General features: G+C 61.7%; 14 protein-coding genes. 6 read left to right on the top strand and 8 right to left on the bottom strand.

Features of this window, described 5'->3' with window-relative positions; all coding sequences use genetic code 11:
* The first annotated feature begins 2 nt into the window (after window positions 1-2).
* From LVJ94_30380 to LVJ94_30370, 3 genes are all read left to right on the top strand, one after another.
* Window positions 3-236, top strand: coding sequence for a hypothetical protein (locus LVJ94_30380; protein WXB01215.1), 234 nt, complete (start codon window positions 3-5; stop codon window positions 234-236).
* A complete protein-coding gene (locus LVJ94_30375; protein WXB01214.1) occupies window positions 233-1,381 on the top strand; it encodes a hypothetical protein in 1,149 nt (382 codons plus the stop codon). The genes LVJ94_30380 and LVJ94_30375 overlap by 4 nt, the downstream gene beginning before the upstream one ends.
* A gap of 83 nt (window positions 1,382-1,464) precedes the next feature.
* Window positions 1,465-2,436 (top strand): hypothetical protein, encoded by a 972-nt coding sequence (locus tag LVJ94_30370; GenBank protein ID WXB01213.1) that lies wholly within the window; start codon window positions 1,465-1,467, stop codon window positions 2,434-2,436.
* Between the two features lie 262 nt (window positions 2,437-2,698).
* Here the strand turns inward: LVJ94_30370 and LVJ94_30365 are convergent, their stop codons facing one another.
* From LVJ94_30365 to LVJ94_30345, 5 genes are all read right to left on the bottom strand, one after another.
* Window positions 2,699-4,066, bottom strand: a complete 1,368-nt coding sequence (locus tag LVJ94_30365; GenBank protein ID WXB01212.1) for a hypothetical protein — start codon at window positions 4,064-4,066, stop codon at window positions 2,699-2,701.
* 92 nt (window positions 4,067-4,158) lie between these two features.
* Entirely contained in the window at window positions 4,159-5,325 is a 1,167-nt protein-coding gene (locus tag LVJ94_30360; protein WXB01211.1) for a dipeptidase, read from the bottom strand.
* 1,163 nt (window positions 5,326-6,488) lie between these two features.
* Window positions 6,489-8,198: a hypothetical protein gene (locus LVJ94_30355; protein WXB01210.1), complete on the bottom strand. Its 1,710-nt coding sequence runs from the start codon at window positions 8,196-8,198 to the stop codon at window positions 6,489-6,491.
* Between the two features lie 17 nt (window positions 8,199-8,215).
* On the bottom strand, window positions 8,216-8,944 hold the full coding sequence (locus LVJ94_30350; GenBank protein WXB01209.1) for a hypothetical protein: 729 nt from the start codon (window positions 8,942-8,944) through the stop codon (window positions 8,216-8,218).
* Window positions 8,945-9,351: 407 nt separating this feature from the next.
* Window positions 9,352-9,816: a DUF1203 domain-containing protein gene (locus tag LVJ94_30345; protein WXB01208.1), complete on the bottom strand. Its 465-nt coding sequence runs from the start codon at window positions 9,814-9,816 to the stop codon at window positions 9,352-9,354.
* Between the two features lie 206 nt (window positions 9,817-10,022).
* Between LVJ94_30345 and LVJ94_30340 the strand changes: the two genes are divergently transcribed.
* Window positions 10,023-10,841: a hypothetical protein gene (locus LVJ94_30340; GenBank protein WXB01207.1), complete on the top strand. Its 819-nt coding sequence runs from the start codon at window positions 10,023-10,025 to the stop codon at window positions 10,839-10,841.
* A gap of 150 nt (window positions 10,842-10,991) precedes the next feature.
* Window positions 10,992-11,801, top strand: coding sequence for a methyltransferase domain-containing protein (locus LVJ94_30335; protein WXB01206.1), 810 nt, complete (start codon window positions 10,992-10,994; stop codon window positions 11,799-11,801).
* A 7-nt stretch (window positions 11,802-11,808) separates the two neighbouring features.
* Here the strand turns inward: LVJ94_30335 and LVJ94_30330 are convergent, their stop codons facing one another.
* Window positions 11,809-12,831 carry a hypothetical protein gene (locus LVJ94_30330; GenBank protein ID WXB01205.1) on the bottom strand — a complete coding sequence of 341 codons (1,023 nt, stop codon included), beginning with the start codon at window positions 12,829-12,831 and terminating at the stop codon, window positions 11,809-11,811.
* A gap of 153 nt (window positions 12,832-12,984) precedes the next feature.
* Between LVJ94_30330 and LVJ94_30325 the strand changes: the two genes are divergently transcribed.
* On the top strand, window positions 12,985-13,674 hold the full coding sequence (locus tag LVJ94_30325; protein WXB01204.1) for an SDR family oxidoreductase: 690 nt from the start codon (window positions 12,985-12,987) through the stop codon (window positions 13,672-13,674).
* Between the two features lie 15 nt (window positions 13,675-13,689).
* Here LVJ94_30325 and LVJ94_30320 read toward each other — a convergent pair whose 3' ends face one another.
* Both LVJ94_30320 and LVJ94_30315 read right to left on the bottom strand, forming a co-directional pair.
* A complete protein-coding gene (locus LVJ94_30320) occupies window positions 13,690-15,042 on the bottom strand; it encodes a cobalamin-dependent protein (protein WXB01203.1) in 1,353 nt (450 codons plus the stop codon).
* 35 nt (window positions 15,043-15,077) lie between these two features.
* Window positions 15,078-16,784 carry a hypothetical protein gene (locus tag LVJ94_30315; GenBank protein WXB01202.1) on the bottom strand — a complete coding sequence of 569 codons (1,707 nt, stop codon included), beginning with the start codon at window positions 16,782-16,784 and terminating at the stop codon, window positions 15,078-15,080.
* Window positions 16,785-16,904 lie beyond the last annotated feature (120 nt).

Genomic DNA, 16,904 nt, shown 5'->3' with positions numbered 1-16,904 from the left:
CCATGAAAGGACCGAAGGTCCCGACATTCAAGGAGATGCTGAAGAATTTCCAGATCTCCGAAGAGGATAAGAAAAAGCTCAGCCCGGAGGATTTGGCCGTTTTGGAAGAGGCCATCGCGAGAATGAAGAACGACGAGACGGAGCCTGTCGAAGTGCGAGATCTCGACCGCTACGACGCGAGGGGGATGCACCGGGTCGGTGACGAATATCCTCCCAACTGGGGCAAGAAAAAGTGACCGACTCGGCAGGGAACGTCGGCCCCTGGTACGCCAGCGCACGTGCTTCGCGGCTCCTGTTGCCGCACGAGTCGGCCGCTCTCGCCCCCGGCTTGCCCGCTCCCACCGTGCGCGAGGTCGTTACCAAGATCGAAGAAATGGTTGCGGCGTCGCCAGAAGACGCGTTCGCCTTCGACGCTGGTGGTACCGCCACTGTATCCGCACCCGGCCGTACCTATGCTGCGGGCCGTTTCGCTATCCCCGCGATTGCCGAGCTGCGCGCACGCCTGGAATCGCGCCAGCCTCGCGCGCCTGGCAAGTTGCGCCTCTCGGCGCTCACGGGGACGCATCCGCTGACGGACATCGGTACCCTGCAAGCGAGTGCGCCGGAAGGTGTGCTCTTTCAAGCCGCCTCGCAGTTCAACTGCCTCGAGGCGCCGGGCCCGCGCATCGTCCCCGTGCGGTACTACCTCAGCGACCCGACGCAGGGACCGCGAGCTTCGGTTTCCGCGTTCCCGGGCACGCTGCTTCGGCACTACCGCGCGCCCTCCAAAGACGGCTCTCTGTTCGTACAGACGGACGATCGAGGCATCAACCTTCTCGAGGACGTCTTCGACGACACCGTTGCCGAGATCTGGAGTGGATATCTTCAAGTCGCCAATGTCCACCAGCCCTCCGAGCTTGCGGAATCCCTCGAGGCGCGCTTCGAACGCATCCGTGTCGGCGTTCACGATGGCATCGAGGTCGTCTATGGCGGAAGCTGGGGTGGTCCGGTTCCGCGTGCGCCTGAGCACCGCATTGCACAGGTTTTCACGTCGACCGTAGCCCTCGGTGGATACGGCCCCGATCGCGGCTGGGCGGAAATCGCAGTGGCCCGTCGCCAACTTCTTCGCGCCGCGTACCTCGGAACGATTCTCGCCGCGCTCGATCTCGGCAAGCACACGATCGTGCTGACGCTCATTGGAGGGGGCGTTTTTGCCAACCCGCTGCGCGACATTTGGAGCGCCATCCACTGGGCCCTTTCGGAGGCGGATCGGTACGCGGACGGCGTCGTCGATGTCATCGTCAATACGCGGGGGAATCTCGATGCGCAGGACCGTGATGCCATTCGACAGCGTGAAGGGGGCATCCTTTCCTTGGGCAGCGACGGCGTCTCCGTGACGTAGAAGTCGTGCTTGATCGCCACCGACGGCGCGGGGGTGAAATACTCCTTCCTGAAATACCTCCCGCAGACGGATTCGGCTCCCCGGTGAGAGTTCTCGCGGTCCTGGCATTTCTCATCAGCTGCCGCAGCGGAGCCTCCGTCGCATCCGATGCGGGGGCAACGACGCACGCGCCCACTCCGTCGGTCCCGCTGGCCGCGGACGCCTCAAACGGCAACGAGGCTGCCGTCCCTCTCGCCGATCTCGTCGCGACGACGAGCTCCGCCCGCGCGGGGTATGGTCTGGATGCGACGGGTGAATTCATCTGCCAAGAGGACTCCTCGCGACGGCCAGAAGAGGAAAACGCAGGCTGCGACACCGCGGACGGGTATGAAGTGCACGCACGTGTGGAATATCGATTCGCGCCGGATCGTCCGCCTGAGACCTATGCCATCGAGCCTCTGCGCGCGTGGCGCCTCGCTCGTTGCGGTGCCGTTCGCACTCCCGTGACCATTTCCCCAGCGCTGCGTCGACGGGTCGCGCCCGGCCTCGCCACGCAGCCGTCGCATTTGGCAAACCTTGCGACAAGCCCCGATTTTGTGGCGGCTGCGTGCCGCGATCCTCGCCTCGCCGTTCGCTTCCGCGGCGTGCACCACACCTTCGTGCCGCCCACCGTGCATCGCTTCGAACTCGACGGCGCCGAGGGATCGATCACGTTGCGTGCCTCCGGCCACGAGGTGAGCGACGTTCGCCTCAAGCGCGAGGCGGTCAACGACGGCTGCAGTGACACGCCACAATCGTTGCCGCTGTCGTTGGACCTCGAGGTGATCTGCTCGGGCACATGGGCCGTCGTCACGACCCACCGTTGGAGAGTCGTGCCCATGCCCTCCTGTCTCCCGCGCGGTGGCGGAACGGGGCCACGCTCGCCGGCCCCGCCGCGCTGCACCCTATCGCCGAGGATCGGCAACGGTGGCTCGGCGGACCAATGGATCTCTACCGAGGCCTGGCGCGCTCTCGTCCACCTGGACACCGGAGCACGCCAACCCGTCGACTTTACACCAGTCGACCTCCGCCCTTAGTAGACGGCATCAAGTGATGCTTCATCGAGTTAGCCATCGCGTTCCGATTACCGCGACGTAGACTCCAAATCGGGGCCGAAGCGAGAAGGACCGTCACGAGCGCCAGTGACTTCGAAGAAAACCGGCAGTTGTGCTCTGCTGCACTCCCATCTACCTCTCGATACGGGTGCTCTCCCAGTGGCCGGACCGTGATGGAGAACGCCGTCAACGTAGTCACCGCTGGAGGCCGGGCGCCTCAGCAACTGCAAATGAAGGACTCCGCTCAGCCACCCCACGCGACTGGATAGCGGGCGCGTAGTTCGTCCGCCAAGAGTTGCGCCTCACGTAACGGCTCCTCGAACCGTTCGCGCGCATTGGCGTGTGCCACCTCTTCGTAGGTGAAGCCAAGGCGCGAATGATCGTGCGTCGGCGGCACGTAGAGTTTCGCTGCATGGCGCTTTGCGATGTCCCCCGCGCATCTCCTGAGGGCTTCGGCGATCGTGCTGGCGTTCGGGACGTCGACGAGAGCGGAAGTCAGCTCGCGCACGCACCACGGCTGATCGATTCCGGCGAGAAGCGCGGCGACCTCGGTCACGCAGAGGGGCGTGTCGCAGCGGAGTGCGCGCCTCACCAGATCCATCGCGCGCGAAGGCAGAAACCGGAGTGCAAGGATTGCGTATTGACCAAGGAACGGATTTCCTCGAAAGCCCTTCGCCTTCTCTACGGCTGCAAAGGTCCCAAAGCCGTCCACGACGTTTGCATTGGCGACTCCACGCTCCAGAAGATACGCGAACGCCTCATAAGCTGGGTACGGAGGATCGTCGGTTGGCGAGAGACGGTCAAGGAGTGCCGAGACGGCGTCGAGCTGCCCACTCGCATTCGTCTTTCGCAGCACGGAGAGCGCCTTACCCATGGCTGGCCCCGCGGGCCCCGCTATGTGGTGCAGGCAGACTTCGGCGAGCTCATTCGGCGTGAGAATTTCACGTGCGGCGTCGATAACTTTGAACGCCTGACTGCTGTTCATGGCGCATGAACGAACCCACGCGCGGTGGGCAAGCAAGACGTCGTCGGCGTCCCGGTCGTGGAAGGCTGCCAACCAGTTATCGCACGTCGCCTCGTCATCGAAGCGACATTCGGCGGCGAAGCGCACACGATCCTCGAGAGGCTTGGCGAGGAGAAATAGATGGTTGTCGTGGGGGTAGACGAGCGCTCCCATGGCCCGTAAGTCAGTGAGCGCCGCAACGATCATCGAGTCGCTCGGCATCCATCGCCAGAGCCGAATCTCGGGCATCGCGATGGAGCGCACGGTGCGAATTCGCCAGGCGAAGAAGTAGGGATCGATGACTCTCGCCTCCGCGTCGTGACGGTCGACGTCGATGGCCTCGCCATCCGGGCCGGTCAAGCAACAGCCGATGCCGTGAAAGTTGTACTTCCAACCTGGAAGTCCGGGTACGTCTCCGCTTTCTCCGGCCTGCTGCTCGTCGCGGAGGCGGGTCTCGAGAATGTAGCGGTGCCACGCTTGGCGAGCGCGTTGCCGGAGGAGGGCAACGGTCAGCCACGCAAGCCACGGCGGCGGTGATGTTCGCGGCGCACGTCCTTCGAGCCCTGCGTCGATCGCCTCGATGATGTCCGCGAACGCTTGATCAATCATGTTGGGCCGTATTGGGGGACAGTCGCCGAGGTCATCAGAATTCTACGGAGAGACTACGGCAATTTTCGATTGCGCTGAGCGATATTCAGGCTTTAGCCACACACTTCGGTGAACAGACGCGCGAAGTTGCCGCCGAGAATTTTCCTTACGCGCGACTCCGGGTGCTTGCGCGCGAGGAGCTTTTCACCGAGCACTTGAAATCTGCGCGGAGTGTTCAAGTCGGGCACGAACGGATAGATGTCCCGGTCTTCGCCCGGAGCCGCAATGCCGCTCTTCTTCCGCTCGTCCATTGTCTTGTGAAAATTGTCGATGTAGGCCTGCGTGACCTCGATCGCCGAGAGGGTGCCATCGGTACCGATGCCAACGTGGTCTTCTCCGCACACGTTGATGGCATGCTCGATGTGTGCGATAACGTCGCTGGCCATCGCTTGGGTCCCGCGGCGCAAAAAGAACGGCATGAGATAGATGCCAATCACGCCGCCCTTATCGGCGCACCGTTTGAGCTCATCGTCACGCTTGTTGCGCGGAACGTCCGTGAGCGCCGCGCAACCGGTGTGTGTGATCGCCACCGGCCGCTTCGAGTGCTCGATGGCCTCCGCGGTGGTGCGCTGGCCACAGTGGCTGAGGTCGATCACCACGCCGCGCGCGTTCATTCGTTCGATGGCCTGACGGCCGAGCGCGCTCAGTCCCGCATTTGCAGGTTCCGCGCAGCCATCACCGAGAAGGCTGCGCGGGTTGTACGTGAGCTGCATCACCCGAACCCCCAAATTGTGGAAGGTATCGAAATGCTCCAACTTGGACCCAAGTTCGTCTGGGACCTGAAAGCTGAGTATGAGTCCCACCTTCTTCAATTGCTTTGCGGCACGCAGATCGGCCGCATTGCGCACGAGAAATAGCGCTTCAGGGTGGGCGGCGATCTCACGATGAATCACCGCAATGGTGGCCAACGTGGTCTCGAATGGCCGTTGCGGATCGGACCCGGCATCGACCGTGATGTTGATGGCCGTCATTCCCGAGCTCAATACCTCTTCGATATCTTTGGCATTCAGCGGCTCACCCCGCTCGGGAGCCCAGTCGTCTCGGCCGATGGTCCCCGCAGCGTCGAAGAGAATGCCGCTGTCGAATACGCTTCGCTTGACGGGAACCGCGGGGGCCTGTCGAGGGGTTTCGGCATTCGCATCCCGCCCAGCGCATCCCGCAACGAGTGTGGCGGCCGCAAACGAAACCAAATCACGTCGCGAAAGTCGATTCGAGGTCATTCCGTTCTCCAAAGCAGCGATCGGCGCGGTGAGAAACGTTCGCATGCAAGTGCACTTCGTCGGGGCGCACGACCAATCGGACGCCGTGTTTGTGGAGGATGATCTGCACCGCATCCAGAATGGCTAGAGTCAGGCATTGGTTCATCCAAGCTCTAACGTCATGACAAGTCGCGACAAAATGCATGGAATGACCGTTCGCTAGGTGTGCTCGAAAAATGAGGTCCACGTCCAACGGGCCAATCGCTCGCGAAAAGCTGCTCGTTCTTGCGGTGGCCGAGCGTCACGGTGGATTCGGGCTGCAAGTCGGCGGCGATGGATCGAGCGGGCAGGTTGGCTTGACCTTCCGCTTACTGGAGGATGCAATGGAGCAATATCGATCACTTACGTGTCGACCAGTTATGAAACGCGTTCTAAGCGCGAAGCCGCCGATGCGATCACATCGTGTCGAAGACCATGAGAAGGCCCTCGTGAAACCGATTTTGATCACGACCGATCTGTGAGCGTCCACAGAAATCGCTCGTTTGGGCTCTTTCCGAAACCTCGGCTGTGCGATTTCAGCAGGCAGAGCCGCTAATTCTGCACCGGCGTGTAGATTAGAGACCAGTCTTGCGAGCTCTGAGCCAGCCACGAAACGAGAAGAAGATCAACAGACTGCCGAAGACTAGATTACTCAGTGACTCGAGAGTGCCCCAACAATGTGGAAGGTAGCTAAAGCTGGAATGGTCCGCAGGATCGACAGCTGGGAAGAGCATGGCCCGGTCGCCCCAGGCGAATATTGCAAAATAGGTTACGCCGACGATTGCGATTCCGCCGGCCAATACGGTTGTCGCGAACCACCTACGTGCACTGAGACAGCCTGAGGCCGCAGCGAGCATGAACCAGGAAATGGATAAAAGGGCGGGAAATGGGTGCCGAATATTGAACCCGTCGTGATACGCGAACCACATCCACTCGAGCGTCGTGGGTAAAGCGAGCAGCGTCGCAACGCGAACGGTGCGAAGGAATCGGCGTTGCGCGGTTTGCTCTTGATCCGCGGCGGTTCCGCCGCGATCAAGCCGGCGTATGGTCCACGAGTAATAATACAAAATTATCGGGCTACTGGCCAATGCAATCGGAAGCCAGAGGATGGCCATGATTACGTAGCCCGTGAAGGAAGACACTCCTTAAAGTTCCTTTAGCGCCTCGATGCTACCCACGGGCTTTACGCGCTCTTGCGGGCCGTCGATTGTTGCATGCCAGCGCAGGTTCCAATACCTGAGGGGGGAGTCGCTGCGACCCGCAACAACGGCGTCAAGCGCTGCGACCGTCCCGCCTGCCGCGATCGCAAGAGCATATGCGGACCCGTGATGCATGAACACTTGCCAAACGCCACTCTTTGCCGACAAGGCCTCCGCGCAATATCGAAAACTCGCCGGTGACTCGAGCACGATGTCGACGTTTTGGTTTAGGGGTACAAGTGGGCTCCCCACCTCTCGGTACGCTTCATTGCCCGGGCCAAATCCCGCGATGGTTTTTGGATCCGCCACGGGCGGCAGTAATGAACGCCAGCTTTGGCCCCATCGCCAATGGGTATGAAGGCAGTCGTGTTCACAGATCGGTGCCATGCGTATATCCGTAAGCTGCCACTTCGGATCGGCGTAAGCAGGGTCGCTAACCGAACCGGGGAAAGCCTTCATGCCGACGGCGAGGTGCAGGTTGTCAAATGCACCTTGATGCGGCATCTTCGTTATCGACTCGGTCTCGTAGTGCGAGAAGACCGGGGACGCGTTCTGTGCAGGATGGGAGGCAAGCGGATCTATCGGTGCCTTGGCAATGAGCGTAAGTGCCCCGATTGGGTCCTCGTTCGTCCGTTCCCGAAGGCGTTGGACTGCCTTTGTGGCGGTCCGTGTTTCGATACGCTTCGCATGGACAACGCGATTTCTGGAACCAGGCCTTGGATTTGCATCGTAGTAGTCGAATATCTCAGACCAGTAAGGCACCAGGCCGAGTCCAGATACCAACGGTCCAATCTTCGGGAGCTCGACGACGTTGTTGGTGTCGGTGAAGAAGCCAGCTCCAATGTTGTTGGTCATGTTTGGCGCCGGCATGGAGGTTACTGTCGGGCGCTTGTACCGGACTTCTACCGCAGCTCGTCGAAGTGCACGATTCGACAAGATCATTGCGTGAGGATAGATCCGACCGGCGACGAGTGCCCCAAACGGGTCGAAATCCGCACGCTCCTTACAGCAGGTGAGACTTAGACAAACCACGAATCGAGGCGGCGAGACTTTCACCTGGAGGGCTTCGCCGATTTGTGCTTCAAAGCTTGCCGTTCCGGATGGCATGAACGACTCGCCAAGCATGTCGCAAGTGGGCGCGTTGACGACCCGGATCCCGCTTGCGTGTTGCTCATACACAAAGACCATCAGCATGCTGACATCTGTGAGCGATTCCAGCTGCCACAAACCCGTGGAAGCTTTCTCAACGTGCCCCGACTTGAGGAAGAACTTGTGCACCATAAATTCAAGCGTGAGCGGCAGTTCGAGGGTAGTCGAGGCCCCCTCTGGCGTTACCTCCGCGATTGCACGGCCATTCACGCCCCATTCCAGGCTTTCGAGTACCAGCATCGGCATCTGGTAGTTCATCCCGCCGCCACGTGGCCAACAGCGAATGTTGGAGAAAACGGAGGGCCTCTTGGCATCGTGCCGCCAGTGCCAAATGGGATTCGCCTGATTCGCCTCATCGGAAGTGGAGAGGACTGGGTTGGGATCCGGAAATGAGATGTCTTTCGAAGGCTCGACTCGGATCGGATCGGTGAACTTTGGATCCAACCCAACGCCGCGTGCGGCAGTGAATAGCATCGTTCCCTTCAAGACTTCTTTCAGGCTTGGCAATTCATCTCCCTCGCTTCTCAACCAACGGCAGTCGTCGCCGAAGACTCCGAAATAGCGTATTCAAACGGTGCGTCATCTTCGCTCACGCTAAGCAAAGTGAAGCGCTCGCCCTGCCTGCCTCTCAGTTGAACCTTGCCGTCATTACCGGCCACCTCACGAACGACCGAGCCGTCCGGTTTGCGAATCATCATGATCGCTCCCGGGACCGGCGATCCATCGACGTCCCGCACAGCATGAAAAACAACAATGTCCGTCTCGACGCTTGGGGCGCCAGCTTCGGGCGTACGTTCCTCGGCCTTCTCTTCTACGTCCGAGAACGGCCACGGCACCTCGTAGCGCTCGAACTTGAGAACGCCAGCCTCCAAGGCGGCGTAGAGCACACGGCTCAGCTCCCGCTCGAATCCTCGGAGACGACGACGCCGGTCAACCGTCGGCCGCGGAAGGTCGTCACTCAAATGCGAGCCGGTCAATGCGTCGTAGATCGCGAGAAGGTCGCCCGCCGCCTCGTCCTCCCTGGCCCCCAGGCTCGAGAACGCCTGCGGAACGAGGTGGAACAGGGGCTCTCCGACCATGTCCCATCGCGAAACTCGGGCGTCTTGTGAGTGCTCCTCGATCGGCGCGATCCAGAAGCGCCACTCTCTACGAAAGGTATCCGTGATCAGCCACTGGTCGATGCCCCACCGCACGCGCGTGACGCTAGCGGGTTCGCCGGACGACGAGCAAGAAAACTCGTTGGTTTTTTGCACCGTGGTGGAAGGCGAGGATGCTGCGCGCCGTGGCCAAGGTTGTGCGCCGCGTTCGCGGAATCATCACCGACGTTTCGCCCGACAGGAATGGACCGCCGCAGCGACACTGTCGGCGAGCCCAGTGAACTCAGCGACATCACCCGCGGGCACATAAGGTCGGAATGTGGCTGCGAGATTGTATGTGGGAGGTTAGGTGCTACGCGAGATTGAAATGATCGGCCCAAAGCCTAACACGGAGTCGATGCTATCCCGAGGCCTCGACGCCAGAACGAAATCACAGCGCCGAGGTTCCCAGTTTCGGGGAAGGGAGCGCTCCGTGCTCAAGCCGTGACGTGTGCATCGGTTCTTAAATCGGCCGCTGTCCGACCTACGTTGCGCACTTTCGAGTCGCGGCGCCGAAGGCCTCATCACCCCCGTTCCACGCGCGCCGCGTAGCAGCCCGGTTTGGCGTAGTGGACATGCAGGTACGCTGCACGCTCGTCGGTGAACATCTTCCCGATCGCGCCTTCCAGCTCGCCGCCGGCCACGACGTCGCCATCGAGGAGCATGCCGCGGCCGTCGAAGGCGCGGACGGACAGCAAACGGGAACGCAGTTGCTCGGGCACGCGGTCGACGGCGTCGAATGTCGTTTCGCCCTCGCGAACGTAGATGGCATAGCTCGATCGAAAAGGGGAATCGACGGCGTGGTGCTCGTAGTGCGTCAGAATGACGTCTTGACCGGGTGCGGCGTCGGTCAAGCTGATTCGGCAGGGATAGCCGTTCCCTACTTCGGCGGTGACGCGCACGGCGCCCCGCGCGGCGAGCTCCTCCTGGGAGAGAGCGAACAGATGGGCAAACGGCTCGGACGGCAGGCCGACGATGCGAAATCTCATGTTAATGCCTCCACGCGGTGAAGATGGGCTCTCCCGTCCAGTCTCGCACTCCGTTCCTTGCGACCGAATTCCGACGCCGCCCGCTGACCTTGACGATCGGCGCTGCCGCGCCAGGTTTAACCTTGCCGCGGGGGGCACGGTCGCGCGGCTTTGCGCGCATGGTACGGACGGTTCGCTCACACGCTCGGAAGCGACAGAACGTCGCGGTGGTTCGCCTCGATGGGCCGGGGCCTGCGAGCACCAACTCCGACCCCGGCATCCGCTCGCGTGTGCTCGTGGTGACCGGTGCGGCTGCAGCGATGGGGCGCGCGTACTTGGACCACTTTGCCACGTTGCCCGGTTGGCACGGCGTGGGCGTAACGCGAAGACGGCCGCCGTCGGCGTCGCCGCATGCGTTTCTCGTCGGTGTCGATTTGCTCGACGCGGATGCGACGTCGCGGTCGCTCCAGAACCTCGCGCCCGCTGCGGCCGATGAATTGGTCCTCGTTCACGCCGTGGGCGCCTTTGCCTTCGAGGCCGACGGCGCCCCGAAGCACGATGCCGATTGCGATGGAATCGACGACACCGTCTATCACTCCAACGTGACCACCTTCGTCAACATCGCGACGGCGTTGCTCGAGCTTGCGCGAAGCTCGTGCTGCCGGCTCACGCTTTGCGCGTTCGGATCGGTGGCCGACAAGTACCGTGTGCGCCAATGGCAGTCGTACACCCGCTCGAAGGATCTTTTGCGCAACTTCATCCGCGGCATCATCGGACGCGAAGGCGGCAACGTCCGTGGCGTCATTGTCAATGTCAGCACGACCGACACGGGCAACGAGCGCACATTGCGCCCCTATGCCGACGCCCGGTATTGGCTCACCCCATCCGAGGTGGTCACCGCCTCCGCCCCGTACCTCATGCGCTGGCGCGATGGTTGGGTCGAGCTGGACGTCGTGAATACCGACCACGCCATCGCCCCCGAAGAACATTACGCCGAAGATCGCGTCCTCGCGCGCTGGTACCGTGAAATGGGCATTTCGCGCTGACCGACGAGTCATTCGGCGCATCACGCTACATCTACAAAGTACAATCGACTATTCGCGTGTCTCGCACATCGCGTTGCCAAATTGTAGTCGGCCTCGACGATGGCGCGGGCGGTTCGATGTAGTGATAGCCTCGACGAAAAGGAGTCGCACATGAACGAAAAGGCCGATCCGATTAAATTTCACTCGGTGGATACGGAGCGTCCCGAATCCTTCATTCAATTTCTCGATGCCCGCAGAGACATCGAGGACGAGCTCCTCGTCAAGAAACTAGTCATTGACCTTCTCGATCTCAAAAGTGGCCATCACGTGCTCGACGTCGGATGCGGCGCGGGGGTGGACACGTGCTCGATCGCGTCCTTGGTTGCGCCGCGCGGCAAGGCGACGGGGCTCGATCGCAGTGCGGCCATGATCGGGGAAGCGCGGCGGCGGGTCGAGGGCTCGGGCTTGCCCGTGGAGTTCATCGAAGGTGACGCACAATCGTTGCCATTCGAAGATAACTCGTTCGCGCGATGTCGCATCGAGCGCGTGCTCGTGCACACGCCCGATCCGCGTTTGGTCGTTCGCGAAATGGCGCGTGTGACGCAGCCCGGAGGTCTCGTGGTCGCCTCCGAAGTCGAGCTCGAGACGTGCTTTCTCAACAGCACCAACGAAGACTTGGCTCGCCGAATCCCGCAAGGGATCGCCGACGGGGTGCCCAGCGGCCGGGCGGCGCGGCGCGTCCAGCGCTACTTCATCGAAGCGGGTTTGCAGGACGTTCGACTGGTCCCGCGCGTCGTCATGAACAAGGTTGCCTTCTTGAAACTCGCACTCGGTGGGCGGGTTCAGCGCATGGTGGAAGCTGGCGAGACCACGGCCGACGAGGTCGAGGCCTTTTGGGAGGAGCTCGACGAGGCCGAGGGCAATGGGTGGCTATGCTCGGGGATCGTGTGTCTGACCGTCGCAGGACGTAAAGCGAATTAGACCCATTTCAAATGGCCACGGCTTCGATGACGTGGACCAATGAGTCGGTCGATATCGTGCGATTCAAGCGAAGGTCGGCCCTCGCGAGGAGTGCACGGAATTCATCCTCCGTGCGCTCCCGGCCACCGGTCGAGGTGACCAGCAGCATGAGATCGAGAAGCATGGTGGAGGCCGCGCCGCCCCGCTCGTCGGCCTCATTTGGAATAATGCGCTCGAGCAGTATCAATCTTTGGTTGTCCGAGAGCACGGAACGACAATTCTTCAAAATTCGCACGGCGCGTTCGTCGTCCCAGTCGTGGATGACCGAAGAAAGAAGGTAAAGGTCTCCTCCCGCGGGCACGGATTCGAAAAAGTTACCAGGTACGCAGGTGCATCGTTCTGCGAGTCCACTCGCGTGCATCTTTGGCGTCGCGGCCGCGATGGCATTGGGCAAATCATACAAGATGCCTCGCACGCGCGAATGGATCTGCAAGATCTCGCGCAAGATCGCCCCCTGTCCACCGCCGACGTCGACCACCGTTCGAAAGGGCGCTACGTCGTAGGCGGATAAAAACGCGCGCGCGAAGCGCCCGGCCATGGCGTTCATCGCGTCGGCGTGAATTTTCAGCGATTTGGGATTCTTTTCGAGGTAGTCGAAAAGGCTCATTCCATGCTTGTGCTCGAACGCCGATTCGCCCGTCTTGACGCTATGAACCATCTCCCTGCCACCTTGCGGCGGTAGCAGCACGAGGGCGCGCATCGAACCCGAAGTATCGGATTCGAGAAGTTTTCCAATCGACCCATTCGTAAAGGTGCGCGGCGCACTTTCCTCGAATACATGCGACGCTGTCAGTGCGCGCATCACCCGATAAAGTGCATCGGAATTGGCGCCGACCGTGCGAGCGATATCCTCGATATGCCGCGACCCGTTTCGGATGGCATCCGCGACACCGAGCGACGTGACGGCATAAAGGGCGGGGCCGAGCCAGACACCCGCAACCAACTCCAACAACGCCACATCGGGCTGCTCGACGGAATGTTGTGTCGACATGGTTTTTCTCCGAACGATCCCATTTCGAACGAAACGGGAATATACTCATTTGTAGAGCTGCGGGGCGTGAACGTCGTTCTCGACGAAGGGTGATGGATGGATCGGAAAGTTGCGTTGGTAACGGGCGGAAGCCGGGGTATCGGAGCTGCCATCGTGCGATCGCTGGGCGCGCGAGGATTCACGGTTGCCGTCAATTGCCTTCACAGTACGGACCTCGCCGAAAAGCTTTTGCGCCAATCGGGCATCGAGGGCGGTGTTTTCCAAGCCGATGCAACGAATCACTCCGAGGTCGCCGATATGGTGAAGGCCATCGAACGCCGGCTCGGCCCGGTGGATGCGGCCATTCACAATGCCAACGTGGGCCTCGGAGGTTCGCCGTTCGTCGGCCCGTTCTACCTCACGCCGTGGGAGGACGTGAAAGTCAAAGTGCTCGACGAAATGGCGGCCTTTCATGCGCTGTGCGCAGCCACCGTTCCGGGCATGGTCGACAGGAAGTGGGGCCGCATCGTGGGGGTCAGCTCCATCGTTTCGCGTTTTGCCAGCGTCGGCACCGGTGCCCACGCGGCGGGCAAGGCGGCCATGGACGCTTCGTGCCGCATTCTCTCGAAAGAGTTGGGGCCTCATGGAATCACGGTCAACGTTGCGTCGCCCGGCTTCATCGAGACGGAGGTCACTGCGCGCGAGCCCGAGGCGTTGAAGCAAAAGGTGGCGCGCATTACCCCATTGAAGCGCCTCGGAACCCCGGACGATATCGGTGGCGTCGTCGCCTTCTTGTGCTCGGACGAAGCCCGTTGGATCACGGGGCAGTACATCCCACTAAATGGTGGGGGAAGCACCCTGTAGCCATCGAGCGCATCGTCACGGCAAATCCGCGGAGCGCCCGCGTTTTTTCGCCCATCGCTCGCGCGCGGCGATGATCCACGCCGGTCCTGCGGTGCCGCGTGGGGGCGGCCCGTCGTGGTGTCCCAGCCCGATCTCGGGCACCACCCAGCCTGGCCGTTTCGGCGCCTCCTCGGCGAGGATTTCCAGGATGCGCCGCCGATTCTTCGATTGGACCCCATCGCGATCCTCGCGGTCTTCGGAAAAGGCGACGAAAATGGAGACCGCGGGGTCGAGCTCGTCGGCGAAATCCAGCGTCCGCCGCGTCTCATCGAGCGTTTCGTCCTCGGCCCCGAGGATGAAGGTGTGCGAGTCCATGAGGCCATACTCTTCGCACAGCGCACGCGTACGACGCACGTCGTTCAGGTTGAAGGGCTTTTTCAGCGCCTTCAAGATGCGGTCCGTGCCCGCGTCGGTTCCGATCTCGACCCCGTAACAGCGCGCGCGAACCATGGCCTCGACGAGCTCCGGCGAGAAGGCCGCGGGCGTTGCATAGCAAGTCCAGGGTAGGGGATTGTTCCGCTCGATGAGCTCGTTGCACAGCTCGAGTGCCGCCTTCGGCGGAACATTGAATACGCTGTCGACGAAGAAAACGAATTTGACCCCGGGCACCTGCGCACGGGCCATCACTTCGTCCGCCACCGTCTTCGGATTTCGCACGCGAACCTTGCGGCCTTCCAAGTCGGGGTAATCGCAATACGTGCACCCGAAGGCGCAACCGCGCTTGGTCTGGATGTTCTCCGTGCCTTCCCAATCGTAGTATCGCGGATCGACGAGATCGCGAGCGATGGGAGGTAACATATCGAGATCGCTTACGATTGTGGCGCTGCGGCGAAGCCGCTGCATCGGGAATACGTCGGAGTGAACGACATTTTCTCCGTGCACGATGGTTGGCGGCGTCTCCCCCCGCGCCAACGTGTCGGCGACCTGACGAAACGCGCGTTCCCCTTCGCCGACGATTCCATGATCGGCGCCAAGCCGCTCCATCAGGTGCTTCGGCCGCAGCGAAAACCCTGCGCCTCCTAGGACGAGCGGCGCTTGCGTCGAACGCCGAACGGCTGCGGCCATGTCCGCGTAAATTTGAATCAGGCCTTTCCGACCTCCGACGTCGTAAGCATTGGTGTGCAGATTGCGCAAACCGATTGCGACGAGTTCGGGCTGGAAGTCGGCAATGGCTCTCTCGATGGCACCCAAAAAGTCGACCTCGAAGCAGAGGTCGAGCACGCGGACGTCGTGGCTATCGCGGATTGCGCCCGCGAGGGCCAAGATGCCAATGGGGACCACGGGCGATGGGATGACATCCCGATTCGCGGAAATCATGAGGACCCGCATCGACCCCTCCTTCGGTTAGCGGCGTTGGTGCGCCGTCACTGATTGCACGTGAACGTGCCTCTTACCTGATCACCCTCGGTGTAATATCCCGTTGCTTTGAAATTGACGACTCGGCCGGTTTTCGTGTCGATCTCTGGGCACGAGATTTCGGCCTCGTAGTCGACGAAGCCCGTTGCCAAGTCGAAATTCAAGTTGCCCGAGAGGCCATCGAGATCGATTCCCTGCCCGGAGTTGAGGAGGCCGAAGGCCCTCGTGATGTCCGCCGTCCCGCTGCGAACCGTGGAACCCGGAGGATTGAATTGCGAGAGCGTAGCGGCGAGGTTCTCGCCCGTCAGGGGTTTGTTGCCATTCGCCACGATGGCATAGGCCGCCAGGAAGACGGCGTCATACCACTGATGCACGAGCGTTGCCGAGGGCGACGAGGATTGCGCGAGTTGCGGGAACTCCGTCGTGAAGTGCGTCACCCAGTCATCGATGCGCGGTCGCACCTCCGGTGCCAGGTGGTTCGTGATGGAGAAGAACCGGCTGCGCATCGGCACGATGGCCGTGAGAAGATCGAACAACGGCGCGAACGTGCCGAACACCGCGACCAGGTCGAGGTGATACGGCAGCCGCGTGCCTCTGGGCCACTGGGTCAAGAGCGGGAAGGTCTCGAGCGGAATCGAACCCGGGGCGACGGCGTGAAGAATGATGTTCGGCTTGAAATCGAGCACGGCGCGCACCGCCTGGGCGACCTTGAGCTCGGGCGCGGGGTTGCCCACGTGATCGATCACATTTCCGATGCTGACCGCGAGATAGTTCTTGTCGATGGCGTTCTGGGAGGCCGACTTTCCATTGTAGGAGAGCTTGCTCTCCATGAGCTGGCGGGCGTTCAACCCGAGGACGTTGTCCTCGTAGACGATGGCGACCTTAATCGGGCTGGTGACCCCTTCGTCGCGCAGGCGAGGCTCCAGCACCTTTTGAATGAGGAGCTGCGACGCCTGCGTCATCTTCTTGTCGTTGACGGCGAGTCCCCACGCCATGGGGGTGGGCTCGGGCTTGATGAGGCCCGAGCTCACGCTGAGGGGCACGATGGTGAGCACCTTGTTCGGGCGAAAAACCTGCTCGGTGGCCAGAAGGACGTTCTCCTGCGCGATCGGGCCGATGTTGACCGGCACCTCCAGGTCCTTCGCGAGATGGTTCGCCGCCACGACGAGGCCATCGAAGCCATTGTGGAAGAACTCGTCGCAGGACGCGATCACCAGCGGCCGAATGTCCGACGAGCCATCGACCGATGGCAGGCCTCGAACGACTTTCGTGATGTCGGCCTGCCCGAGCCGCAACGCGGCCTCGGTGAAGTCGGCGAGGGCGCTATGGCTGAATGGCGTGAGTGCGCCGATGACCACGGCCTTGTCGTTGAGAAGCTGGTCGGTGTTCCCCCAAACGCGCGGACACTCCGGCGAGGTCAGTTGGGCGCACTTCCGATCGCTCTTTCGGCAGATCGCTGGAACGCCCCCCGCCTTGTCGATGCACTCCTTGTTCGTCTTGCAGAGGTCTTGATCGGTGGGCACCTTGATGCAGCTGCGCGTCACCTTGTCGCACGTCGTTCCGGCGAACTCGGGGCCGAGGTTGAGGCACTCGGCTTCCGACGTGCACTGGATGGCGGTGGTGTTGGACGTGTACGTGCATCCAGGCGCCGCCACGGCGATACCCAGCGCCGCAGCCATCACCAATCCACCCCAGCGTCGCACGTTCGAACCCATGTCGTATCTCCTCATTGTTGGTACCTGCGGTGCGTGGGGTCCGAGTTCAGCATGGCCGAAATCTTCGCGTCGGCGTTGTCCACGATCGTGCGGTCCTGCGCGACAGGACGAGCGGTGCCC

The sequence above is a fragment of the Sorangiineae bacterium MSr11367 genome (assembly GCA_037157805.1).
Lineage (GTDB): Bacteria > Myxococcota_A > Polyangia > Polyangiales > Polyangiaceae > Pendulispora > Pendulispora rubella.
This window is presented reverse-complemented; position numbering and strand designations above follow the sequence as displayed.